Origin of the sequence: Dolichospermum compactum NIES-806, assembly GCF_002368115.1 — a bacterium.
GTDB classification, from domain to species: domain Bacteria; phylum Cyanobacteriota; class Cyanobacteriia; order Cyanobacteriales; family Nostocaceae; genus Dolichospermum; species Dolichospermum compactum.
Window position 1 is genome coordinate 1,571,578 of record NZ_AP018316.1, and the last position, 25,145, is coordinate 1,596,722.

The following is a 25,145-nucleotide window of genomic DNA, read 5'->3' on the forward strand; positions in this document are numbered from 1 at the left end:
ATATCGTACCCTTAAGAGTGGGTGCGACTCAATACAACTCAATACGAAACGAACAGAGAACCAAAAATTCAAAAATTCAAATTTTGAATTAAGCAGATGGACGTTAAATTCAGACCGTGAATAGTTAAACCATAAGCTGCTAGGACACCAAAAATATCGCTCAAGAGGAAAGATTGATTGCGGTAGGCAAAATGCAGGGCGCTTTTGCTACCTTCTGGCTTCATCTCAATAACAGCCCGTTTAGTTTTATAAAGACGGTATGCTAGGCGTAAATTTTGAAGTTGAATCTCACTGCTAACAAATTGCCCATAGAATTGGGGAAACGCTCGATTAAAGCATTTCAGGAGTTATAGAGTTGAAGATTTTAAACCAGAAGCCATTTTTGCGGGTAAGACTTGCTTGTTTTGTACAAACTGGGGCAGGGGACAGGTAACAGGGGGAAGCTTAGAGAACTCCACAAAAAAGATGAACTGCTTGCAGCAGTGCTAGTTCCCTCCGGGACGCTCCGCGAACGCTATCCAATCTTGTGGGATGGGCATCTTCGTCCGTCCTTGTATTATTAGCCGGCTTTTCAGCCCGCACCACAAGAAATTTTGGGATATTTTTTAATTGGAGAACTCTTAAGAACATTTTTGATTAATTCCGCCCTGAAGGGGCGGGGCTTGTACCGAAAATTCCCAATCCAAAATCTAAAATCCAAAATCTAAAATTTTTCGGTCAAAACAAAATGCTAAAGTTGAGATTGATTGGGAAGAAACACTTGATAACTAGCTGTGAGTATTGCAAATCGCTAAACCGCGTAGAATGTTTCTAGTGAATTAGCCAGCAATGATCATAGTGATGTTAGATGTGAATCAACACTTTTTAAAAGTGGAAACCAATTTTAGTCATACTACCCGAACTGCATTGGCATGGGTTTTTGGAAAACTTGGTTTAGCACTCCTGAATCTTTAGCGACAAATAAAAACACTGCTGTTAATGAGCATACAGCGGAAGTTGATGGTAATTCTAGTGTAGGTAAGGATCAAATCATTTTCAGTACGGAAAGAGATATTGACCTTTATGAACTTGAAGAACTCTGTGATGCAGTTGGCTGGTCACGTCGCCCTCTCAGAAAAGTAAAAAAAGCTATTGAGCATAGTTTTCTCGTGGCCTCTATGTGGCAAGTGCGAGGAAACAAAAAGCGTTTGATTGGTTTTGCCCGTGCTACCTCAGATCATGCTTTTAATGCCACTATTTGGGATGTAGTCGTTCATCCTGATTTTCAAAGTAGAGGACTTGGTAAGGCATTAATGAAATATGTTCTCAAAAAACTCAGAAGTGAAGAAATTAGTAATGTCACTCTTTTTGCTGACTCTCATGTTGTAGATTTCTATAAAACTATGGGATTTATGTCAGATCCTGAAGGTATAAAAGGAATGTTCTGGTATCCTCAGTGATTAAGGTGGCTGGGTTTTGGGGATTAGGGAATTGAGGATATTTCCTTCAATCTGATTTTTTCTGGATTATTGGGTTTGCATTTATTCTTTTTTGTGATATGATAGTCGGGATGAGCCAAAAAAACATAATTTGATTTATGTGGATTTCGCTTTCTATGACTTTACGGGATGTAGCGCAGCTTGGTAGCGCGCCTGCTTTGGGAGCAGGATGCCGCAGGTTCGAATCCTGTCATCCCGATTTTTGAGAATAAAGACCCCAGACCCAACCCTCTCCTCGCAAGCGGGTAGCTGGGTATGATTTATTTTATTACTGCTCCAATACTTGTCGGTTAAGGAAATGTAGGTTGGGTTGAGCGACAGCGAAACCCAACAAAATCCTTGATAAGGTTGGTTTATGGCCGATGCCTCCGAATCCTGCAGAGATACGCCACACTTCGTAAACGTTCCGATTGCTCCGTAAACGTTTACGTTCCACAACCCAACCTACCGTATAATAACTTTTTAGTGCTAGACAATGGTTTTTTACCATATTTGAAACCCTTAGATATTCATAGGCTACTAAGTCGTTAGACTTGCATACGTTACGCGCTATTCTTTTAGTATGTTCAATCCTTTGCCTACTTACTTTTAAGTGTTTTTTGGCATAAAGTTTTCTAGCTTTTTTTCTACAGCTAGAACCTTTCCGCTTTTTGTAAATCCGTCTTTGAGAATGCTTAATTGATTTTTCAGCCTTTCTCAAAAACTTAGGATTGGCTTCATGATGCCCGCTAGAGTCGGTATAAAATGACTTAATACCAACGTCTAACCCGATTTCTTTACCCGTTTGGTTAAAATTTTGGTTGAGAGTGTTAACTCACATCCAAGTTAAAAACCTACACTTGTCAGGCAGATCATACTCCCCCTCGACCTAACTGATTCAATATAATTGAGGGGGGTAAACCCCGCCCCTACAGGCTTTACGATTCGCTGACTGGATTTCATCATGCAAGTGCATACCGCTATAATACAAAGACGGGCAGGATGCCCATCCTACAAGATTGAATCATCTTTTCTGTGGAGTTCTCTAAAAGGAAATCCTGTCAGGATTTCCCAGTTTTAGCCAATATGACTAAAAATCTAGCGCTTGAAGCGAGAACGTTGTTGACGACGTTGCTTGTGTCTAGCTATGGCTTTACGCTTTTCTTTTTCTAAAGGTGTTTCAAAGTGGCGCTTTTTCCGCATATCTTGGAAAATTCCCGCTTTGGAAACTTCCCGCTTAAATCTTCGTAGTGCTGATTCAATCCCCTCATTTTCACCTAAGACCACTTGTGTCATTCCTGTTCCTCCGTAGTTTAAATCAATATTTGAGAACTAAAGTCAAAATAAAATACTCCAGCAGCACTTAGCATGAAACTGTATCTGCTGGATACTCTAGATTTTAATTTTTTTTCTGGACTTAGTAGCGACGGTCTCCACCGCCACCACGATTGCCCCAACTTCCGCCGCCACCACGAGAAGAACCTCTGTCCTCCTTGGGCTTGGCCTTGTTTACGCGCAGAGAACGTCCCATCCATTCAGCACTATCTAGCGCTTCAATCGCTTTTGCCTCGTCCGCTTCTGATCCCATTTCCACAAAGGCAAAACCTCGTGGGCGACCAGTTTCCCGGTCTGTAGGTAGCTGCACACGATTAACTGTTCCGTACTCCGCAAAAGCCTGTTTCAGGTCTTCTTCTGTTACCTGATAGGACAAATTACCAACGTAAATCGACATAGAAGAGGGTCTCCCAAACCAGAGAGTGTAGAGAGTTAGATTCGGAGAGACGTATTTAAAAAAATCTTAAAACGACTTACTCAACCGAAAATAATCTTTTATATCCCCAAGTATAGCACTACATGAGAATATTAACCCATAATGAACAAATTTTCCCAACAAAATTACCAGCATTGTCAAGAAATTCTTCATGACAAACACTGTTCTAGTGGGAAGTAACCCGTGTGAGAATGCTTTGCGCTTCTTGACACAGTACCTCATGATTTTGATAATTACTCGCCAGTAATTCCCCCCATTGATGAATGTCGCCGGTGTTATATTTTAATGGTGTGCAGTCAAAATGTGTAAAGTTGCCACCTGCTTCTGTCAAGATTAGTTCAGGAGCAGCCATATCCCAGTCTTTAGGTGCGGATTTACCGGAAAGGGAAATGTAAACATCTGCTTGCTGTTCAACTATCGCGGCAATTTTGCAACCGACGCTACCAATTGCTTTTTGATTTTGACAAGGCAGGTGCTGTAGCAGATATTCTAACCTATCATTGCGGTGTGAGCGACTGACCACCAAAATTAGATCTTGGATATTTTTATGGGAGTTCAGTCGTACAGGTAAAGAACCTGTTGCAGTTTCGATAAAAGTCCCACCACCTCTAGTAGCATAATATAACTTTTGTGTCTCTGGAACTGCCACAACGGCTAACATTGTCTGTGTTCCTTGAACTAAGGCAATATGAATTGCATATTCTCCAGTTTTGTTGATAAAGTCCCTTGTCCCATCTAATGGATCAATAATCCATACCCACTCGGCAGGATTTTTTCCCTGTTGTGATTTATAAGTTTCTTCGCTGATATATCCAAAGTCTTCATCACCTAAAGCGGCTTGTAACTGTGACAAGACATATTCACTGACGGCTAAATCTGCCACTGTAACGGGTTCGCTGTCTTTATACTGAATATCTAAATTTGGTGCGGCAGCAGTACCGTGATAATAAGAACTCAGGAGACTGGCTGCACCCCAACCTACCTTCCGTGCAATTGTTAATATTTCAGATAAGTCTTTCATTTGGAGACAAATTTGGGTGGAATAGGAAAATTAAATACTATAGCAGGAGTCAAGTGTGAGCTTTCGCAAATATACATAATAGTAATGGACAGAAAATAGCTACAGGTAAATGACTAAAAAAACAGCCATAGATCACAAAATAAGATAATTGGGATGCGATGTAGTAGGCGATCGCCACTATTACCTGTTTCCACCAAGTAACCCGACGCAAGTTAAATATATCCAGTTGAGGACGGAAATCAATAAACATAATTAAGTATCAAACATTTAAATTCAACCAAGGGCGCGTACCGAAGTGTTTGCACGCCTCCGCAGCAATATTCCCAGCTAATGCTAATGCTTCTATAAAATTTGTCTCCAGGATATAGTGACAGAAAGCACCGTGAAAAATATCTCCTGCTCCTAGTGTATCAACGGGCTGTATTTTTGGCACATTAACTACACCTGACTGATCAGGAGTTAAGTATTGGATGGGGTTTTCCCCTTGAGTAATGGCAATATAAGGAATGTTAAAATTTTGTAAATAGGCAAAAACGTCTTCCTGATTTTCGCAGTTAGGCGGATAGAAATTAGCAGAACAAATAGCATAATTTACAAAGGGTAATATTTCTGCAAATCCTGGTTTCCAGCTACCACCATCAATGACAACTGGAATATTCTGAATATTAGCACTTTGGGCAATGATTTTGCTTACTTCCATTTGATGCCCATCAATTAATACAATATCAATATCCTGTAAAATATTTGCAGGGATAGAAGTAATATTTGCCTGAGTTTTAACGGCATTAATAGAAATTACCGCTCTTTCACCTGTACCTTGCGTAACAACAATTGAAGAAACAGGTGGTGGTCTTTTCCCGTAGGGGTATAAGTCAATAATTGCAATTTGGTAATTCTCTAAATCGCTACATATTAACTGTGTGATATGGTGCGAACCCAATACACCTAAAACTGTAGATTGGTTACCTAAATGACTGAAAGTGACTGCGGCATTTGTTGCGGGTCCTCCTGCTGCTACAGTATAGTCAGTGGCAACTAATTTTTGATTATTTTGGGGGGGAGAATCCGCGAGATAAATGAAATCTAAGGTAATTAAACCGACAAATAAGCCAGATTTGCTCATTGCTAATTGGTAACTTGCTTAAAGTGTTAAGTAGGGGTAGCACTCTCGTACCTACCCCAAATTATAGGAAAGTTTATGAATTTAATGTAGGGGTAGCACCCCCGTACCTACCCATATGGGGCAACTACAGGGGATTTGTCCCTAAATTTGGGGCAACCACAGTGGTGCTGTGATCAAACCAGAAGATTTTCACAAGGTTGATAGTGATGATTATGTGATTCATGAAGGAGGAGAAAAAATCTATTTTTTAATTAGGTGTTAAGGAATTATTTCTTCGTTCTATCAATACATATCCAGCATTTTCAAAGTCGTGAATATATTCATAATGATAATAAGCTTCAAAGGCTTTCTTCGCATCCTCGCTTGTACGAATATTTTTCACACTACCTCTCCAAAATTCGGCTGCCTTTTGGGGGGGGTTATTATTTTTTGAATTGCTTTTTGAACTCTCTCAACTTGTCGAGGAACTCCCCCCTCTGTAAAGAATATTATGGCTTGCTCAAAATTTATCTGACTATTTTGAAAGTTACCCATTTTCTGATATGTTAAACCTAATTGGAAGTAAGCTGCTCCTAAATGATATCTATTAGCATTAATTTTATTCAGTATTTTTATTGATTCTGAATGTTGGGAGAGAGCTTCTTGAAAATTATCTTGGATGCGAGCAAGTTCTGCTAAACCAGTTAAAGCCTGAGCTACAAACAGATTATGTTCAGGATTATATTTAACTGCTTCAGAAGATTCCAGGGAAAGCATATATGGGTTCGTGTTCCCGTAAAATTGAGTTTTTTGTTGAGAGAATTTTATTACTTCATGATACATTATCAAAGATTTTTGAATATTCCCTAAATTTTTGTAAATTATGCCTAACGCTTGTAACAGATAGATTTTACGCCATACAATAATATCTATATCTACTTCATTTTCTACACCCGACTTAATAAGCAAAGTTTCCATATTAGCCACAACATAACATAATCTTTTAGCCAAAACTTGAGCAAGAACCCCATAAGATAATCTTTTTGTGAAAAATTTATCAACAACCGATGTTTTTTCTAGATTCAAGTATGAGTATATAACAGCTAAGTGTATAGATATATGTATTTGATATCTTTTTATTTTTAACTTTAAACTTGGACTTACTTTTCCCATTATGGTTGCTAACCATGATTTGGTTAGTTCCAAAATATTTAGACCTGCTTCCAGTTCCCAGCTATTTATATAGCAGATAGATAAATGCATTTTATTTTTTAATATCAACAATATAATATCATCATATTTTGTATCTATCTTATTATTTTCAAAACCATCTAAAAGAGAATTTGCCAGTGCTAGTGATTTATTACAGTAGTTAATTGCTATGTTTATATTTCCTAAGAGCATATTGATTCCACCTTTAATAGAATAAATACTTGCTATTATATATTGAGATTTTATGTTTTTGATGATGAAATCCAATATAGATGTTATTTGCACGAATCCTACCGATCGATGGTAAGAAAAAGCAAGAGTTTCATCAGGTGTGAAGGAATTATGTCTTCGTTCTATCAATACATATCCAGCATTTTCAAAGTCATGAATACATTCATAATGATAATAAGCTTCAAAGGCTTTCTTCGCATCCTCGATTGTGCGAATATTTTTCACACTACCTCTCCAAAATTCGGCTGCTTTGCGGTTAACTTCCTCCCATTCTTGACTTGATTTTAACCTGTTTATGCTCTCTTCTTTAATCACTGGATGCAGCCAATACTTCCCCTTAGCAAATTCAAACAAACGCAAATTTCTTAAAGTTCTAATTATATAGATACACTGTTGCTGGTCAGGAATATCCCACAGCAAAGCTAGTAAAGCATCTTCAGTCACTTGCGGTATATCCTGATAGCGATAACATCCTAACCGACACAGTAACTTATAAGCACTGGGATTTAAAATTTGCAATCTCTCAAATTGAGTGACAACTAAATTTTCTAATCCTCTTTCCACCAAAGTACAATTTTCTTGCCAATAAGCAGTTGCATCTCCTTCATAATTTGTTTCTATTGACCCAACCAAGATATGCATGGCTTTGGCATTACCCCCATATTTTATGTGCATTTCTTCTAGTAAAGAAACATCAATCTCAAGTTCGTGAAATGCGAAAAATTTCTGCCATGCTGAACTACTCAAGTTACTTAAATAATAATGATAAATTACATCAACCCGGTCGTCAAATAAACATTCTCTACTCGTAATTATTGTAAATGACCGCACAGTTGCATCAGCTAATATCTTCAATAGTTCTAAATAACGACTATGATTTTGAATAAACTTACCGTGTTTATCTAGTACAGGTTCTAAGTTATCAATTAATATTCCGACCCGACGATTTTGCAAGTGTTTTTTGAATCTTATCAGTGTAATACCAAATTCCCTTCCTAGTTCTTCTTGAAAGTATTGTTTCAGCCATTCGTCAACTATGGTTTCAACGCTAGTGATATTCTCTGTTTCCCTAGCCATTTCTAGGGATAAAACTAAATCAAAGCCGTGATTATCTAAATATTGCTTGGCTAAAGTTGTTTTACCTGTTCCTCCTGGTGCCTGAATAACAATTATTTTTTGATGTTGATTGAAGAGAGTATTTAGCTTTTTTAAGTCATCATCTCTACCGAAAAAATTAGCACCTTTATTCTCAACAGGAAAGAAGTCTTGATGGCAACTATCTGTAACACTTATATCTTTTGAAGCTAAAACACTGTCTATGTCAATTTCGTATAATATTTTTAATGCCACAAATACGGATTTAATTGCATACTCTTCAGCACGCTGCTTTCTTAATATCTTGTGAATAGTATCTCTACTTATTGTTACACCATTATATTCCAGTTGTATTTGTATCCATTTAATCCTATTACGAGGATTAATACATTCCTTGGCAAGGGTATCAATTATTTTCTTCTCACCCACACTAGTGAGTATGTAAGTACTCCGATTTCTAGTATTCTTCATCACACCTGCCAAAAATTACGAATTTAACGAAGTTAATGACACTTGTGCGAAGTTAATTTTTCTCCACCAGTGCTTAGAAAGGAACTATACCATGATTTCCAGAATTTTCATTGACGAACTTTACTTAACTTCACGGTACAGGAACAGTTTATACCGTTACCGCCACCGACGCAGATGCAGGTACAACCCTTACCTACAGTTTATCTGGTACGGATGCTAACCGCTTTGATATCACTAACGTTGCTGTCACCTTCAAAACCGCTCCTAACTTTGAAGTTCCCACCGACAACGGTGCAAATAACGTTTACGATATCAACGTTATCGCTAGTGATGGTACATCAAACACCACACAAGCCGTAACCATTACCGTCACCGACGTTAATGATGTTCAATCCTACCTTCCGCACCCTAAACTGTCACACAACGAAAATTGGTCGTTTGGAGATTTGGTTTTAGCGAACTGCTTGCAGCAGCGCTTCGCTATCGCCTACCAATATTTCTTGGTTTTGGTACAAAACACAACATTAAATGGGGATAAAAATCAGAAAGAACCGATTGTGACACCGGGGGGTGCGGAATGTGGGTTCAATCCTCCAGCAGCTACACATTAAACTCCAGCCAAATAGACCTAGCTTTAACAGGAACCGTGAACATTAACGGTGCTGGAAACAGCCTCAATAATATCCTTTTTGGTAACAGTGGTAATAATATTCTCGATGGTGGTGCTGGTAATGATACTATCAGAGCCTCTAGAGGGAATGATACCTTAACTGGTGGACTAGGTACGGATAACTTAACAGGGGGTTTGGGTAATGACAGGTTAGTTTATACCGACTTAACCCATTCCTTGTTAAGTGGAATTGATATCATCAAGGATTTTAACAATAGTACGGACACTGACCGTTTTGTAGTTAGCACTGCCCGGTTTGTGTTTAATAATGTCGGTGTAGTTAGCTCACTAAATGCCACAGCTATTGGTAGCAAATTAACTACTAGTAATTTTGGTGCTAATGCGGCTGCATTATTTACTATAGGGTCAAATAGCTATGTAGCTATTAATGATAGCGCTGCTGGTTTTAATGCTCTTAGTGATGCCATTGTGGACATTACGGGATACAAGGGTACTTTATCTACTAGTAGCTTTGTGACTGTTTAAGCTACGTAGCGGTAATATTGCAAGAGTCAGATACCCGATTTTTCTAAGAAGTCGGGTATCTTGTTGGTAAAAAAGCCCCTTCTCCTTCACAAGGGGGTAAAATAGTAAAATGACAGGCGCTGCTGTTATTGTCTATAAAACAACTATCACTAAAATATATGACAACCAACCCACCAATTCTCACTTATACTCTGGAAGAAATATTATCTCGTTTGGATCAAAAGATAGAGAAGCAATTTACCGAAGTCAACCAAAAAATGGATCGGCAATCTGCTGAAGTCAATCAAAAGTTTACTGAAGTCAATCAAAAGTTTGCTGAAGTTAATCAAAAACTAGAAACTATTGATGGTAGACTAAATAAACTGGAAATTGGACAAGCAGAACTATCAGGGGAAATTAAAACCTTAGATAAAAAACTATCTGGGGAAATTAAAACCCTAGACGAAAAACTATCAGGGGAAATTAAAACCCTAGACGAAAAACTATCAGGGGAAATTAAAACCCTAGACGAAAAACTATCAGGGGAAATTAAAACCCTAGACGAAAAAGTTATTGGTATTGATAAAAGACTAGATAGCCAAGAATTTATTAATCGTGGAGTTCTAGTAGCAGTGATTATCGCCTTAATTAGTGGAGTAGTCAAACTCTTCGGTTTCTTCCCCACTGGTAAAATCTGAAAACCTTAATTGTTAGTAAAATGACAGGTGCTGCTGTTATTGTCTATAAAACAACTATCACCAAAATATATGACAACGAACCCACCAACTCTCACCTATACCCTCGAAGAAATATTGTCTCGTCTGGATCAAAAGATAGAGAAGCAATTTACCGAAGTCAACCAAAAAATGGAGAAGCAATTTACCGAAGTCAATCAAAAAATGGATCGGCAATCTGCTGAAGTCAATCAAAAGTTTGCTGAAGTCAACCAAAAACTAGAAACTATTGATGGTAGACTGAATAAACTGGAAATCGGACAAGCAGAACTATCAGGGGAAATTAAAACCCTAGAAGAAAAACTATCAGGGGAAATTAAAACCTTAGATGAAAAACTATCAGGGGAAATTAAAACCCTAGACGAAAAACTATCAGGGGAAATTAAAACCCTAGACGAAAAAGTTATTGGTATTGATAAAAGACTAGATAACCAAGAATTTATTAATCGTGGAGTTCTAGTAGCAGTGATTATCGCCTTAATTAGTGGAGTAGTCAAACTCTTCGGTTTCTTCCCCACTGGTAAAATCTGAAAACCTTAATTGTTAGTAAAATGACAGGTGCTGCTGTTATTGTCTATAAAACAACTATCACCAAAATATATGACAACCAACCCACCAACTCTCACCTATACCCTCGAAGAAATATTGTCTCGTCTGGATCAAAAGATAGAGAAGCAATTTACCGGAGTCAACCAAAAAATGGAGAAGCAATTTACCGAAGTCAATCAAAAAATGGAGAAGCAATTTGCTGAAGTCAATCAAAAAATGGATCGGCAATTTACCGAAGTCAATCAAAAACTAGAAACTATTGATAGTAGACTAAATAAACTGGAAATTGGTCAGGCAGAACTATCTGGGGAAATTAAGACTCTAGATGAAAAACTATCTGGGGAAATTAAGACCCTAGATGAAAAAGTTAGTGGTATTGATAAGAGGTTAGATAATCAAGAATTTATTAATCGTGGAGCTCTAGTAGCAGTGATTATAGCTTTAATTAGTGGAGTAGTCAAACTATTCGGTTTCTTTCCCACCGGTAAAATCTGAAAACCCTAATTGTATACAAAACTCATTTTTAGTCATAGAAAATATGAAAAGCAATTCTACCCAAGCAAATCACATATATTGTTGCTGTCAATATATCAGCAAAAATATATGTGATTAATGGTGATTTTGTTCCGACAGTGGGAGTAGAAAAGGCATTTTACGATGGGCAGAAAAAGCAAATTAGATTATTAGTTAATAATACAGGTGAAGCTACAACCCGCGCTAAAACTGAATGGAATTTAACTCAAGATGGAAAAACAGTTAATTCTGGTAAAGTAGAAGAAACTACTATTATTGCCAAAGGTGAACGGTATATTGAAATATCCTATCCCCCTCAAGGAAAAACTCTGACACCTGGTAATTATCAACTGGTAATTATCAACTGTCAGGAAAACTATCTTGGAATGCTAAAAAGTCCGAAAATTTACCCTTTAATCTCAATTTAACTGTGTCTCCAGCGGATATCAATCTAGGATAAAAACCTTCACAATAGATAATAGAATATTTAACCAGTATTGGGTTGTATTGTCTCTTGTTTTACAAGTTTAGGATATTTTCATTGTTGTGGTACAATCTGCTAATAAGTCTCATGTTCTATCAAAGAATGTTCTACCCCATTTCTTAGTCCACTCAGGTACAAACTGATCTGCGTTTATCTGCGGTTAACTTCCTGATTCCTGTCCTAACTAGCACATTGGTAGGGTGCGTCAGACTGCATAAATACTGCAAATAAACAGATTGTTGATATCTGACGCACCCTACAACTAGGATGTCTGGCGTTGCTGATTAAGGGTATGAATTTTAGTCTCACGCAAAGGCGCAAAGACGCACTGAGGTAAGAGTTTTAAAGATTCAATTTGGGAATTTCATACCTCAATTCAGCAACGCCGGATGTCTTATACTATAAAAGTTCCTGATCATGTATCAAATATTTATCGCCAAAATAAAAATATATGACCACTAACCCACCAACTCTCACTTATACACTGGAAGAAATATTATCTCGTCTTGATCAAAAGATAGAGAAGCAATTTGCCGAAGTCAACCAAAAAATGGATCGACAGTTTACTGAAGTCAACCAAAAAATGGATCGACAGTTTACTGAAGTCAACCAAAAAATGGATCGACAGTTTGCTGAAGTCAACCAAAAAATGGATCGACAGTTTGCTGAAGTCAATCAAAAATTTACTGAAGTTAACAAAAAACTAGAAACTATTGATGGTAGACTAAATAAATTAGAAATTGGGCAAGCAGAACTATCTGGGGAAATTAAAACCCTAGAGGAAAAAGTTAGTGGTATTGATAAAAGACTAGATAACCAAGAATTTATTAATCGTGGAGTTCTAGTAGCAGTGATTATTGCTTTAATTAGTGGAGTAGTGAAACTATTCGGTTTCTTCCCCAACAGCAAAATTTGAAAATTCTAATCGGAGTAAAACTAAGGGAAAAATCAAGGGTTTGAGTGATTACCCAGAGATGCATCACTACGCTGCGCTAAGTTCAGCAGAACTTTTCAACCCACATTCCGCACCCTTGACTGTCACAAACGGTGATTACGGAGGTAAATTGATGAAAAAGGAGTAAAAAAATACATTTATTTATAAAAAAACAAATTTTAGAGAGGAAAGTTGATTCAGATGTATTCTCAATAAGAAGCAATAAAGAATAAGGATGATTTTTGGTAAAAGAAATAATATAATTTTATTATTAGTCTATCAAGACTTAATTATAACTTATATAGTTCTAGAAATAAACTTAAAAACAGCACTAGAACTTAAACTCATTAATAAAATTAATGAATCAAATTGTATAATTAAACTATTAATAATATTGATGAATCAACTTATATATCTGTAGTAATTACGGCAAGCTTCTGGGAGGAATAGGAGAATGTACTTCATTTCTGATGTCAAATTATAAAATTCTCTTTTTTCTTGAAAAGTCACAAGATGAACTGATTGAAAACATTGAAATATCCACCGCATTGTTGGATTGTTTATGGCTTTTCCCAATTGATTTTTTACAGTATAGTTTAAGGATTTTAAAGCGGCTCTAATTTCTCTTTGTGCTAGAGTATAAACTAGCAAACATAACCCCATTATCATTGCCAAGGCTTCTATTCTTTCTGGGCTTTTTAGAAAAATACTATCTGCTAAAAATAAAGGATTTTTGAGAAAACTAAATCCTCGTTCACATGATTGCTGTGCTTTATATTCAGACAGCATTTTTTCATTGCTCAGTTCCTTTTCACACAGAACATTCCTAGCAATTATAAACCTGCCTGCACTTACCATTTCTTGCTCAATAACATCTTTATTTTCATCAACCGTTGCTGAAATTTGATAGTATTTTGATTTATTTTCTTCTTTGATGTTGGGAGTTTTTTCCGTAATTTCGATATTTGCTGGTAAACTATTTTCATATTCTCCATCTACATGAAATGATGTTGAATCCAAGTGTGATGATGACAGTGATATTTGATATATTTCAACCGTATTTAAACTGACTGCTAAAAATACTGTATCTAGTCCTTTTATAAATAATTTATCTAATACTCTCCCCAGCTTATCATCATTCAGATATTCTGGTTTTACTCCTACACCAATTAAGTGTTCACAAGCGATTAATTCAAAGAATGTTGGGAACATATATAAAGGCTGTGACATCATGCTTAAGCCATTTAAAATCATCGCCTTTACTACCTGACCCGCACTGACTTTTTCTTCTGGTTCTGACCCTAGTAAATTATTAATTATTTCTACTATCCCAATTGAATCTACTATTCCTGCTACTATTCCCAAATGGTCAATCTTCTTCAATTCAAGGTCTTTTATATTAAACATGACAACAGAAACTCCACAAAAGTATCTGTTTTGTATTTTCTCATTTTTCTGTTGAGTCAACACATTTTTTTAGTTTTTTCATCGTAATTGAGGATAAACTTTTCAATGATTTTGAACTCAGTTTTCTATCAAAATAACCTAAGAACCAATAATTTCGTACTTGGTCGTATTTATCAACTGTATCTCTAGCTTAATAGTCATAATTCCTATTTAGCTTCAACAAATCCTCTCGGCAGTTAGTACATAGGAACTAACTACATCCGTTTCCTTGGGGTGTGACAGTTGTGGGTGCGGAATGTGGGGTCAAAAGGTAATGGTCATGCTTTATTTTTTATTAAATTATCATACCAACTTTGGGAGGGCCAAAAAAATTTTGTAAATACTATACATAACAGAAATTTAATTTTTACATATAGTCTCTCCGGCGAGAGGTATATATTAGCGTGAGTGACTTCAGGTTAACAATCTATCCCAATTAAGTTACCAATGGTTACTAATTTGCCAAAAGTAGATGAAATTAAATCACCAAATATTTGCCAGGGAAAATTTTTGACACCATTCCAGCGTCAACTACTACAAAAAAATCTGGAACAGGATTTACCTGAATTGTCCCACCAGCGTATCCAAATTATGCTGTTGGCAGATGAGGGGAAGACTCAAACACAAATTCGCAAAGAATTAGGATGTTGTCCAGCAACAGCAAGACATTGGATACATATAGCTCGTAGTGGGATGGCACACCAATGGACTTCATCGCCTATTGGTCGTCCTAAAATCGTCAATGAGGAATATTTAGAGCGGTTACAACAACTAATTAATCATAGTCCCCGTGAGTTTGGTTACAGCTTTGAAAAGTGGACAGCAGGTTGGTTAAGCAAGCATTTAGCCAAAGAATTAGAAATTAAAGTCAGTGATTGTCACATCAAGCGATTGCTCAAACAAATAGGATTATCCACCAGACAAACATCCAGACCAAAATCAACTATAACCATGAAAAAAATAAACCAAGCAACAGAGGAAAGTCAAATTTACATTAAGGATCTGCCAACTGAAATTATGGCTAATGAAAGAAAAAAATTAGCTGTTAACTTTCTCCCATTAGCAAGCAATCAAAAATAAACTTCTGTAATAACTTCATAGTATTATGCTACAAAACACATCGGCAACAACGGTAAATCATTTATTACTCAACAAGATTCTTGGGTGTAATATTTCGGAACAGGAATTTCAAAAACACCAACATAAATTACAATACTTAGAGCCAAAATTAGGAAAAATCTCTGCTATTCAACAGGGTATTTATATTGTCCTGAATAGTAAAATTCGGCTGACAGATAAAGCAGGACAATTAATCAAAACAGTCACAATAGGAGAAGCCTATGGGCATTTCACATTGTTTCAAGAAGAAAATTTCATACCTTACCAAGCTAAAGCCAGTCAAGATGTACAACTGTGTTTTATTCCCAGTGAATTACTCGTTTCATTGATAGTTAAATATCCGCAAATCAACACTCATTTAAAAACAGAAGCTCAAAATCTAAATTCTTTGTTAGTTAACACTAACCCACACGAAAATACAACATCTAATGTATCCGATAAGCCGATAAAAAAACCTACAACAGAAAAAAACCACAAACAAAAAAAGCCTAATCAAGCTTACTTTCCTCATCCTACTCAGAAAGTCAAACACCTCTTACAAAGAGTAACTCAACGCTATCCTTTCTTTGCCCAACAAAGTGAAGCAGACTGTGGTGCAGCGTGTTTAGTAATGATATCCCGATACTGGGGAAAAACCATCAGTATTAACCGCTTGCGGGATATTGCCAATATTGATCGTAGTGGTGCATCTTTACATGGTTTAATAGCTGCTGCGGAAAGTATTGGATTTGCTACCCGTCCCATAAAAACCAAAATCGAGTATTTAGCAAAACAAAAATTACCCGCAATTATTCCAGGACTTACGCAACTGGCACAGCGATCGCTAATTATTAGTATATGTGTACTGCAATAATGAAGATGTTATTGAATCAGACTGATTGAGAATTGTTAATAGTAATAGATTAAATAAATGACGGGTATTAATTTTATGAGAGAATGATGATAGGGTGCATTAAGAAATTAATTAACGATGAAATTTACTAAACTTAATTACTGCCAGTATTTACTTAGCAGTCAAATCAACTACACAATGACTAATCTAGCAGAACATTTAGACAATATTAGTCACGATAAAATTAATTATTATTTAAAAAATGAGAAATTGACTCCTCGGTTACTTTGGGATAATGTGAAAGATATAATTGTCCGGGACGAGAATGCTTATATTATATTTGATGACACAGTTTTAAACAAAAGATTTTCAGAAAAGATTGAAATAGTGCGAAGGCAATATAGTGGAAATGAGCATGGCATCGTCAAAGGAATTGGAATAGTCAATTGTATATATGTTAATCCTAAAACTCTCAAATTTTGGGTAATAGATTATCGTATTTTTAACCCTGACAATGATGGTTTAAGTAAAGTTGACCATGTGAAAAATATGTTGCAAGGGCTTGTATATCAAAAGGTTCTGCCATTTGATACAGTTTTAATGGATACTTGGTATGCAGTTAACAATTTAATGCTTTATATTGATAGTCTAGATAAAGTTTATTATTGTCCTTTAAAGATTAATCGTTTGGTTGATGATAGTTTTGGCAAAGAAAAATATAAAAATATTGAATCATTGTCATGGAGTGAAGATGAGTTAGAATGTGGTAAAATTATCAAGATAAAAGCATTCCCCTCCGAGAAAAAAGTGAAGCTATTCCGGGTTACTATCTCTACCGATAGAACGGACTATATCGCAACTAATGATATATCTCAAAGTTCTATGGATGTTACACAACAGGTGTGTAAAATCCGTTGGAAAATAGAAGAGTTTCACAGGGAGATAAAACAATTAACTGGCATTGAATCATGTCAGTGTCGCAAAGGTCGTCTTCAAAGAAATCATATAGCTTGTGCTATGTTGGTTTGGCTAAGACTAAAAAACTTAGCTTACAACACAGGTCAAACTATTTATCAAATTAAGCATAATTTGCTTTCTAATTATTTAATAGGACAACTAAAACGTCCAGATATTGCTATGTCAATGGTTTAGTCTTTAGGCGCTCGGTGCAGCGTAGCCGCACCATCGCTTGTGCCAGTTGCGTAAGTCCTATATTCATTGGCAAGGTCAACATTATATAGTTGTTTATGAAATTACCAATAAACAGATAATTGTAGGAGATCCAGCCATTGGTCAAAAAACTCTTAACTACAAAGAATTTCAAGAGAATTGGACTGGATATACACTACTATTACAACCCACAGTATCATTCAAAAATACCCAAGAAAGCACTACTCCCTTCTGGCAGTTTTTTGAACTAATTAAACCTCATCGTTTGGTACTGTTAGAAATATTCATTGCCTCACTCTTGATCCAAATCTTTGGACTTATCACACCCCTATTTACTCAATTAATATTAGACCGTGTAGTAGTACAACGCTCTGCACTGACATTAACAACAATCGGTTTGGGATTGATGATTTTTAGCCTTTTTCGTGTAGCGATAACAGGATTAAGAGAATATCTTTTAGGTCACACTGCCAACAAAATAGATGTGGCTTTAGTTGTTGGCTTTATTCGTCATACATTGCAGCTACCAATTAGTTTTTTTGAGACCCGTTATGTAGGAGATATTATTTCTCGATTACAAGAAAATAGCAAAATTAAAGACTTTTTAACTGGTGAATCATTGTCAATCCTGCTAGATTTAATCACTGTTTTTATCTACTTAGGATTGATGTTTTGGTATAGTTGGCAAATGGCTTTACTTGCCTTACTTATTGTACCGCCATTTTTCCTATTAGCCTTAATCGCTACCCCTTTTCTCCAGAAAATTTCCAGAGAGATATTTAATGCTAATACCAATGAAAGTAGCTATTTAATTGAAGTTATCACTGGTGTACAAACAGTAAAATCTATCGCCGTAGAACAGTCTGTAAGGTGGCATTGGGAAGAATTATTGCAAAAGGAGGTTAAAAAGAGTTTCTCCGGTCAAGTTATTGGTAATGGATTGCAAATTTTTAGTAACACAATAGAAGCAGTTATTTCTACTGGTTTATTGTGGTATGGGGCGCATTTAGTAATTAATAACCAGTTAACTATTGGACAATTAGTAGCATTTAATATGTTACTAGGAAATGTGATTAGCCCCTTTCAGAGATTATCAGTTTTGTGGAATAAATTACAGGAGGTAATCATTGCCTTAGAACGGATTAATGATGTTTTAGATGCAGAACCAGAAGAAGATTTACAGCAACAATTTAAGCAATACTTACCCAAATTTCAAGGTGAAATTCGCTTTGAAAATGTTACATTTCGCTACCATAAACATGATTCTGTGAATATTTTGGAAAATCTCAATTTCACAATTCAACCAGGTCAAATGGTAGCTTTAGTAGGACGCAGTGGTTGTGGTAAAACTACACTTTCTAAGTTACTTTTAGGGCTACATTTACCCACGGAAGGATCAATTTTGATTGATGGACATGATATTACTACTATTTCTTTACGTTCTTTACGTCAGCAAATAGGGGTAGTTGACCAAGATACATTTTTATTTGGTGGAACAATTCGTGAAAATATTAGCTTGGCACATCCTGAAGCCAGTTTAGGAGAAATTAGAGAAGCAGCAAGATTGGCTGGTGCTGATGAATTTATCAAAGACTTAGCACTGGGTTATGAAACCATAATTGGTGAAAATGGAGGATTATTGTCTGGTGGACAAAGACAAAGAATTGCCATTGCTAGGGCATTTTTAGGCAATCCCCCATTGTTGATTTTAGATGAAGCAACTTCTCATTTAGATACTGAATCTGAACAAATTATCCAAAAAAATTTGAATGCAATTCTCAAATCAAGAACTTCTTTAGTAATTGCCCATCGGTTGTCTACTGTGCAGAACGCTGATTTAATTTTGGTATTAGATAAAGGTGTGTTGGTTGAAAGTGGAACTCATGCAGAATTAATGTCGAAGCGGGGGCATTATTTCTATCTCAATCAACAGCAATTAAATATTATCTGCTGAACTGTATAAGCAATTTTAAGCCCTGTCTAACAATTTACACTGAGGAAAATAAATCATGACTAATCAATTGAATGTAAGACAAACTACGCAACTTCAAAATTATGAATATCAGCAAGAATTAGTATCTGAAAATGCAGCTATAGCAACAGATAATTGGTCTTTTTTTACTAAAGAATTACTTGATGGCTTACCTCAAGTTTGGACTAGAGGATTACTGTATTTTCTAGTAATTTTCGTTGCTATTATCTTACCTTGGTCTATGTTATATAAAGTTGATGAAACTGGCGCTGCTAGAGGGCGAATTGAGCCAAAAGGTAAAACTGTAAAACTAGATAGTCCTGTATCTGGGACTGTCAAGGACATTAATATCAAAGAAGGTGATGTGGTGAAAAATGGACAAAAAATACTAGGTTTAGATACAGATTTATTAAATAAAGAATTACAACAAGGCGAAGATAAATTAAAAGGATTGTTAAATCGAGGATTCCAGTTAAAGTTATCCAAACAACAGTTAGTTGTTGCCTTAACAACCCAACAACAACAAAATCAATCTCAAGCTTTAGAAAAGCAATCTCAAATAGACCAAGCACAGCAAAATTTAATGGCGACTACTAATGTTTATCAACTACAAAAAGAGGAAAAAATTACTCAAGTAAATCAAGCTAAACAAAATCTTGAATATAGTAAAACTGCTAGTAATTTAGCACAAAGTAGTTTAACCAGTGCTTTAAGAGAAAAAGAACGTTATCGTCAGCTTTGGCAGCAAGGAGTAGTTCCAGAAATCAATGTCATAGAAAAGCAAGATATAGTCCAAGAGAAACAAAAGTTATATAAACAAAGCCAGTCAGATATTCAACAATCTCAGTTACGTTTAGCTGAACAACAAAGTAATTATCAACGAATTGTCAAACAAGGAAAGGCAGATATTACCCAAGCACAATTAAGATTGAATGAACAAAAACGCAGTTATCAAACTTTAACTCAGACGGGTAAGTTAGCTTTACTCAAGATTGAAGAACAGCAAAAAAGTCTAGAAACAGAAATTACCACTTTAAACGCGGAAATCGCTCAAACTAAACGACAAATTGAATCGTTAAAAATTCAATTAGGACAACGAGAATTAAAGGCAAATGTGAGTGGTACTGTGTTTCAGTTACCTATTCAAAAAGCTGGTGCTGTAGTACAACCAGGAACACTGATAGCGGAAATTGCTCCTCTGGGTTCGCCTTTGATAATTCGGGCGCAAATGATGACTAATGAAAGTGGTTCTTTGCGAAAAGGATTACCAGTTAAGTTAAAATTTGACGCATATCCTTTTCAAGAACATGGAATAGTAGAAGGAGAGGTAATAGCTATTTCTCCTACTGCTACAGAAGTGGATACAGCTAACGGCAAAGTGTCAGTTTATAACTTAGAAATTTCTCTGCAACAGAATTGTATTAAGAGTGGAAATAAATGTATTCCTTTTCGTCCAGGGGATACGGCAATGGCTGAAGTTATTGTACGTCAACGGCGAATTATTGATTTTCTAATTGACCCATTTAAACAGTTACAACAAGGCGGTTTGCAACTGTAGTCAGATGAAAATTCAATAATTTATAGACTAATACTTTTCGCTTCAGCCGAAAAAATAGAATTATGTAGGTTTGGTTGACTTCAGAAAACCCAACATTGATAAACTTTTGTTGGGTTGCGCGATCGCTTAACCCAACCTACAAAAACTAATAAATTACCATTCATTAAAAACAAACATCATGTTACAATATCAATCTTTGACTATTACTAATAACGATATTCTCCATCAAATCAAACTTGATTGTAAAATTCCTGAAATAGTTAAACAAATAATTAGCCGCAAAGTTATTACTGATGCTGCGACTGAAGCGGGAATTAAAATTGAAACAGAAGAACTTCAAGCAGCAGCGGATGAAATGCGATTAATGAATAAACTCATAAATGCTGAGGATACCTGGGCATGGTTGAATAAAAATGGTTTGTCTATTGATGATTTTGAAGCAATTATCTACAACAATTTACTATCTACAAAATTGGCTATTCATTTGTTTGCGGAGAAGATTGAATCTTATTTTTTTGAACGAAGGTTAGATTATGTTGGGGCTGTCATTTATGAGGTAGTTTTAGATGATGAAGATTTGGCTGATGAACTTTTCTATGCTATTCAGGAAGGGGAAACTAATTTTTATGATGTGGCGCGTTTACATATTCAAAATGTAGAATTACAGCGCAAAAGAGGATATAGGGGAATTATGCACCGTCAAGATTTAAAGCCAGAAATTTCTGCTGCGGTTTTTACTGCTAAACCACCGGAAGTTTTAAAACCGATTGTGACCTCTTTGGGAGTACATTTAATTTTGGTTGATGAGATTGTTCAACCTCAATTAGATGATGTTCTTGCTTACCAAATTGGTATAGATTTATTTTCTCAGTGGTTAAAGAAAAAGGTTGAACAGGTTGATTTTGATTTGGTTATTGAGTAAATAATTAATGTAGGAAAAAATAATAACCTAGATAACATTTATATAGTGGCTTATCAAAAGTATAAGCCACTTTCTAAATGCAATATATTTATGATACAGCACTTTGCACGACTATCTGACGCAGCCTATATCTTATTTTCAATTTTATGTCTTTAATTTTTACAAGTTAAATTTACAAAAACTCATTTCATACAAAAGGGCAGGTAATATACCCACCCAATAAGATTTATATTCTGTTTTTGCTGATACCTAATTTGATTGATAAACTCATCTTGATAAACCTGTTTATATCAAGATTTAGGAAAATTTTAAATGGGTTTTACAATCAAACAAGTGTATATTCTGAGTCGTTACCAGCCCATCCGACCACCAGCGACCCCACCAAAAAAGGCAACTCTAGGTCTAAAATACCAAGCAGCAGCGCCACCTGAGAAACCAATTGCCGCACTCACAGCCGTTGTACCTATAAAAGACTGCCAATTAAAACCGCGACCAGGCCCAACACGACCAGCACCAAGCTGATAACCAAAATTTCCAATTGCACCAATAATCGCTCCACCAACAGCACCTCCCGGACCTAAACCACCACGAATATCTAAAATTTCAGCCTCAGTTAATTCATTAAAAAGTTCAGAGGTAGAGGAATTAAGATTAGCTGCTTGCAAGTTGTTAATTTTGATGTTAGCCATTTTGAAATTCACTCCAAATTAATGTTGTTTGTTTTTTGGAATTCAGCTTTTTTTTTGCCTCTTTCCATGACTATAATCTCTGATTTATTTCGTGGAGGCAATAGCTTTTAAATTGAAAAACGTACATAAATAATGCAATTTTTAACCTCAATTTACTTGATAAAAATGTCTACAACTGCGAAAATTAATCTATTGAGTTGAATATTCAGACACTAATTGCTAATTTATCGCTCAAAATTACTACATTTATGAGCTTTTTTGTTAATGCAGTTTAGTTAAACCAACTCACTAAAATGACTGCAAAAGTTTATCCCAAAAGGGTATTGATCCGAGATGTGAGTAATTTCCTGCAAGATAGTCTGGAAACACTTGCCCTGTCTGGTTTTTAAAAATTGTTACTTCAGAGTCAAAAAAGTCATTATTTACAACGGAAATTAAAGCCTTTTCAGGTCATCTTGCAGGTTTTTGGTCATATGTCGGCTCAATACCTAGATCACGAAATGCAGTTGAAACCTCCGATAACAATAACCATAATTTACTTCGAGTTCATTGCTGCGGTTCCTACGCCTAAGAACAAAATTGCTGCGCCAATTAATAAGACAACGCTAGGTACTTCATTAAAAAGAACGTAAGCAAATATACTTGAAAATATAGGTTCAAACATTACAGCTAATGTCACAATAGTTGGTGATATCCAACGCAATGACCAATTTAAGCACGTTTGACCAATAATCTGTGATAATACAGCCATCAGAAAAATGTACAAATAAACAATTGCAGGATAACCTGTGTAACTACTATGAAAAAAATAGGGTAAAGGAAGTAAAACTAATGCTGCGGAGCCATAAGCAATTACTGCATATATTCCAGTATTCAATCCCTTATTTTGTGCTTCTCGACCTGCTAAGAAATAAAGGCTATATACCCATGAGCCAATTAAGGCAAGAAAATTTCCCAAAAGTGGATTTTTAGCAATATTATTTTCTGTTATAGTTCCATCATAACCAATCAATAATCCACCGAAAAGTGCTAATGATATACCTAATAATGTCCGACGAGATGGCTTTTCTTTAAAAAATATCCAAGAGAGCAGTGTAACCCATATAGGGCTAGTAGTGACTATAGTAGCAGAAGCTGTTATCGATGTGTAAGAAAGAGATAAAAACCAAGTTACATAGTGAGTTGCCAAACATATACCAGCAATCACAGAATAAGCAAAAGCCCCTCGCTGAGATTGCACCTTAGATAAACCCCTCCATAATGGAAACATCAATAATGAAGAAACTATTAATCGAGAAGCTGATAAAAAAAGACTAAATCCAATTCCATTTAAACCTGTTGTTTGAGTTGATAATCTTACAAAAATAGCGGCGGTTGAAATCCCAAAAACTCCTATAAAAAGAGCAAATCCAATGTTTACAGATGAAGGCTTTAGCAATGGAAGTTTCATTTGATTAATCCTCAATACTGAATAATTTATCTAATCTCACTGTTATATACGCCTAACAGCGAGATATTCTATAGCGGGACTTAGGTAAAAAACACCGATAAAATAACGTCAAACGTATATTTCAAAGGCATTTAACATCGTTTTGATTGGTTTTAGGACTTACGCAAGATTTGAGTGAAAACCTGATTCTTGGGTAGGGGTAATTCATGAATTACCCCTACTTTCGTTCTGTTTTGCGTAAGTCCTGGGTTTGTTGCTATATCTGGGTTTGGTGGCGTTTTTGGGTATTTAATCTATTTCCCTTACCCCGCAAGGATTTGAGGCTTATTTCTTCCTCAAAAGTGTTTAAGTACCGATAGGAATCTGATTTGAATCTTGCTAGGTATACTGAAACTTGAATCCATATTGAACAAGGTTTCGGCTGATCAGGATTAAAAAAAATCAAATACTATTCCTATATTTTACAATTCGGTAAATGTAATCACTAAGGTATCTCGGTATCCTTCTTTATCACTTGCAAGTGGAGTAATAGGTGATACACTATGTCTGAGCTTAATATCATCTAAAAAAGCACAATCTAGAGGGTTTTCTAAGATGTAGTTGAAAATGGGTTGTTTCTGGTTATCATAAATATAACTTTCTCCACCCATGACATTTTCTTTCCCTGCAAGCATAATGAATGCGTAAGTAACACCATCTCTGTGGATACCTTCTGGTGTAGGTAAACCACAAAAATCTGAATTAGTAGTAATACGAAATTGATGAACTTCTAAATGCCAGTCTCTGTTAGGTTTAAGTTCTGTAAAAAGCTTAATACAAAAATCCATGATACTAACAAATACTAAATTAGCTTTTGTTTTGTATTCTAATGGCTCATAGTATCTATTTATTCCTCCATTCAATTGATTGAAGTTTTTTTGTTGATAATGAGGTTCTCCTGGTTTTTCAAGTAAGTTTCTAGAGATTTGATTGTACTGAAATGCTGAATATCTCCGATGACGGTACTTTCCGTTATCATTCATATATGTATCAAGCTTTAAATTATTCCAACTATTTCTAAATTCTTGCCAAATACTTTTCTCAAAAAACAATTTATTTTGAAATTTACCTTCCGTGAGAATACTAAATCCATTACTTAATATTTGCTCTTCTATTTCTGTGAATAAAGGTTTTGGGATTAACAAAGTATAAGTCATATACAATCCTTTCAAATCTCGTAAATTAGAGAATGTTTGCCTGATTCTGTTTTTATATACTTCCAGGCACTCAGGAGGATAT

At 35.7% G+C, this 25,145-nt stretch carries 23 protein-coding genes, 1 tRNA gene and 3 pseudogenes; 15 read left to right on the top strand and 12 right to left on the bottom strand.

Annotation, left to right across the window (positions count from 1 at the left end; genetic code table 11):
• Positions 1-104 precede the first annotated feature (104 nt).
• Positions 105-344 (bottom strand): annotated as a pseudogene (locus CA730_RS07680) (hypothetical protein); the annotation flags it as partial.
• Between the two features lie 567 nt (positions 345-911).
• On the opposite strand from CA730_RS07680, the gene CA730_RS07685 reads away from it, so the two are divergent.
• A complete protein-coding gene (locus tag CA730_RS07685; protein ID WP_096665883.1) occupies positions 912-1,439 on the top strand; it encodes a GNAT family N-acetyltransferase in 528 nt (175 codons plus the stop codon).
• A gap of 164 nt (positions 1,440-1,603) precedes the next feature.
• A tRNA-Pro gene (locus tag CA730_RS07690) sits at positions 1,604-1,677 on the top strand.
• Between the two features lie 225 nt (positions 1,678-1,902).
• Here CA730_RS07690 and CA730_RS07695 read toward each other — a convergent pair.
• From CA730_RS07695 to CA730_RS07725, 7 genes and pseudogenes are all read right to left on the bottom strand, one after another.
• A pseudogene (locus tag CA730_RS07695) lies at positions 1,903-2,265 on the bottom strand (transposase); the annotation flags it as partial.
• 290 nt (positions 2,266-2,555) lie between these two features.
• A complete protein-coding gene (gene rpsU / locus CA730_RS07700; RefSeq protein WP_015078697.1) occupies positions 2,556-2,753 on the bottom strand; it encodes a 30S ribosomal protein S21 in 198 nt (65 codons plus the stop codon).
• Between the two features lie 121 nt (positions 2,754-2,874).
• On the bottom strand, positions 2,875-3,189 hold the full coding sequence (locus CA730_RS07705) for an RNA recognition motif domain-containing protein (RefSeq protein ID WP_096665886.1): 315 nt from the start codon (positions 3,187-3,189) through the stop codon (positions 2,875-2,877).
• A 205-nt stretch (positions 3,190-3,394) separates the two neighbouring features.
• The gene (locus tag CA730_RS07710; RefSeq protein WP_096665889.1) at positions 3,395-4,249 is read right to left on the bottom strand and encodes a 3'(2'),5'-bisphosphate nucleotidase CysQ family protein; all 855 of its coding nucleotides are present in this window, start codon (positions 4,247-4,249) and stop codon (positions 3,395-3,397) included.
• A gap of 49 nt (positions 4,250-4,298) precedes the next feature.
• Entirely contained in the window at positions 4,299-4,499 is a 201-nt protein-coding gene (locus tag CA730_RS07715) for a hypothetical protein (RefSeq protein ID WP_197705506.1), read from the bottom strand.
• A gap of 9 nt (positions 4,500-4,508) precedes the next feature.
• Positions 4,509-5,372, bottom strand: coding sequence for a sugar kinase (locus CA730_RS07720; RefSeq protein WP_096665892.1), 864 nt, complete (start codon positions 5,370-5,372; stop codon positions 4,509-4,511).
• A gap of 378 nt (positions 5,373-5,750) precedes the next feature.
• On the bottom strand, positions 5,751-8,318 hold the full coding sequence (locus CA730_RS07725) for a tetratricopeptide repeat protein (RefSeq protein ID WP_157749930.1): 2,568 nt from the start codon (positions 8,316-8,318) through the stop codon (positions 5,751-5,753).
• A gap of 506 nt (positions 8,319-8,824) precedes the next feature.
• On the opposite strand from CA730_RS07725, the gene CA730_RS24205 reads away from it, so the two are divergent.
• The 7 genes from CA730_RS24205 (at position 8,825) to CA730_RS07755 (ending at position 12,691) form a co-directional block, all read left to right on the top strand.
• On the top strand, positions 8,825-8,971 hold the full coding sequence (locus CA730_RS24205; RefSeq protein ID WP_157749932.1) for a hypothetical protein: 147 nt from the start codon (positions 8,825-8,827) through the stop codon (positions 8,969-8,971).
• Positions 8,938-9,516: a bluetail domain-containing putative surface protein gene (locus CA730_RS26250; protein WP_096665898.1), complete on the top strand. Its 579-nt coding sequence runs from the start codon at positions 8,938-8,940 to the stop codon at positions 9,514-9,516. Before CA730_RS24205 ends, CA730_RS26250 begins: the two co-directional genes overlap by 34 nt.
• Positions 9,517-9,674: 158 nt before the next feature.
• Positions 9,675-10,193, top strand: coding sequence for an IFT57 family protein (locus CA730_RS07735; protein WP_096665900.1), 519 nt, complete (start codon positions 9,675-9,677; stop codon positions 10,191-10,193).
• Positions 10,194-10,262: 69 nt separating this feature from the next.
• Positions 10,263-10,760, top strand: a complete 498-nt coding sequence (locus CA730_RS07740) for an IFT57 family protein (RefSeq protein WP_096665903.1) — start codon at positions 10,263-10,265, stop codon at positions 10,758-10,760.
• A gap of 69 nt (positions 10,761-10,829) precedes the next feature.
• Entirely contained in the window at positions 10,830-11,273 is a 444-nt protein-coding gene (locus CA730_RS07745) for a DUF4164 domain-containing protein (RefSeq protein ID WP_096665906.1), read from the top strand.
• A gap of 110 nt (positions 11,274-11,383) precedes the next feature.
• Positions 11,384-11,719 (top strand): CARDB domain-containing protein, encoded by a 336-nt coding sequence (locus CA730_RS07750; protein ID WP_096665909.1) that lies wholly within the window; start codon positions 11,384-11,386, stop codon positions 11,717-11,719.
• A gap of 507 nt (positions 11,720-12,226) precedes the next feature.
• Positions 12,227-12,691: a DUF4164 domain-containing protein gene (locus CA730_RS07755; RefSeq protein ID WP_096665912.1), complete on the top strand. Its 465-nt coding sequence runs from the start codon at positions 12,227-12,229 to the stop codon at positions 12,689-12,691.
• A 420-nt stretch (positions 12,692-13,111) separates the two neighbouring features.
• Here the strand turns inward: CA730_RS07755 and CA730_RS07765 are convergent, their stop codons facing one another.
• On the bottom strand, positions 13,112-14,116 hold the full coding sequence (locus CA730_RS07765; RefSeq protein ID WP_096665920.1) for an IS1634 family transposase: 1,005 nt from the start codon (positions 14,114-14,116) through the stop codon (positions 13,112-13,114).
• Between the two features lie 486 nt (positions 14,117-14,602).
• Between CA730_RS07765 and CA730_RS07770 the strand changes: the two genes are divergently transcribed.
• From CA730_RS07770 to CA730_RS07795, 6 genes and pseudogenes are all read left to right on the top strand, one after another.
• Positions 14,603-15,235, top strand: a complete 633-nt coding sequence (locus CA730_RS07770) for a helix-turn-helix domain-containing protein (RefSeq protein WP_096665923.1) — start codon at positions 14,603-14,605, stop codon at positions 15,233-15,235.
• Positions 15,236-15,260: 25 nt separating this feature from the next.
• Entirely contained in the window at positions 15,261-16,127 is an 867-nt protein-coding gene (locus CA730_RS07775) for a cysteine peptidase family C39 domain-containing protein (RefSeq protein ID WP_096665926.1), read from the top strand.
• Positions 16,128-16,244: 117 nt separating this feature from the next.
• Positions 16,245-17,258: an IS701 family transposase gene (locus CA730_RS07780; protein WP_096665083.1), complete on the top strand. Its 1,014-nt coding sequence runs from the start codon at positions 16,245-16,247 to the stop codon at positions 17,256-17,258.
• Between the two features lie 64 nt (positions 17,259-17,322).
• Positions 17,323-19,230 (top strand): annotated as a pseudogene (locus CA730_RS07785) (peptidase domain-containing ABC transporter); the annotation flags it as partial.
• Between the two features lie 55 nt (positions 19,231-19,285).
• Positions 19,286-20,806 carry an HlyD family efflux transporter periplasmic adaptor subunit gene (locus tag CA730_RS07790; RefSeq protein ID WP_096665932.1) on the top strand — a complete coding sequence of 507 codons (1,521 nt, stop codon included), beginning with the start codon at positions 19,286-19,288 and terminating at the stop codon, positions 20,804-20,806.
• Between the two features lie 178 nt (positions 20,807-20,984).
• On the top strand, positions 20,985-21,728 hold the full coding sequence (locus CA730_RS07795; RefSeq protein WP_096665935.1) for a peptidylprolyl isomerase: 744 nt from the start codon (positions 20,985-20,987) through the stop codon (positions 21,726-21,728).
• 350 nt (positions 21,729-22,078) lie between these two features.
• On the opposite strand, the gene CA730_RS07800 is transcribed toward CA730_RS07795, so the two are convergent.
• The 3 genes from CA730_RS07800 to CA730_RS07810 form a co-directional block, all read right to left on the bottom strand.
• On the bottom strand, positions 22,079-22,417 hold the full coding sequence (locus tag CA730_RS07800; RefSeq protein ID WP_096665938.1) for a class IIb bacteriocin, lactobin A/cerein 7B family: 339 nt from the start codon (positions 22,415-22,417) through the stop codon (positions 22,079-22,081).
• A gap of 535 nt (positions 22,418-22,952) precedes the next feature.
• Complete coding sequence (locus CA730_RS07805; protein ID WP_096665941.1) at positions 22,953-23,867, bottom strand: DMT family transporter; 915 nt, start codon at positions 23,865-23,867, stop codon at positions 22,953-22,955.
• A 461-nt stretch (positions 23,868-24,328) separates the two neighbouring features.
• Positions 24,329-25,063: a 2OG-Fe dioxygenase family protein gene (locus CA730_RS07810; protein WP_096665944.1), complete on the bottom strand. Its 735-nt coding sequence runs from the start codon at positions 25,061-25,063 to the stop codon at positions 24,329-24,331.
• Between the last annotated feature and the right edge of the window lie 82 nt (positions 25,064-25,145).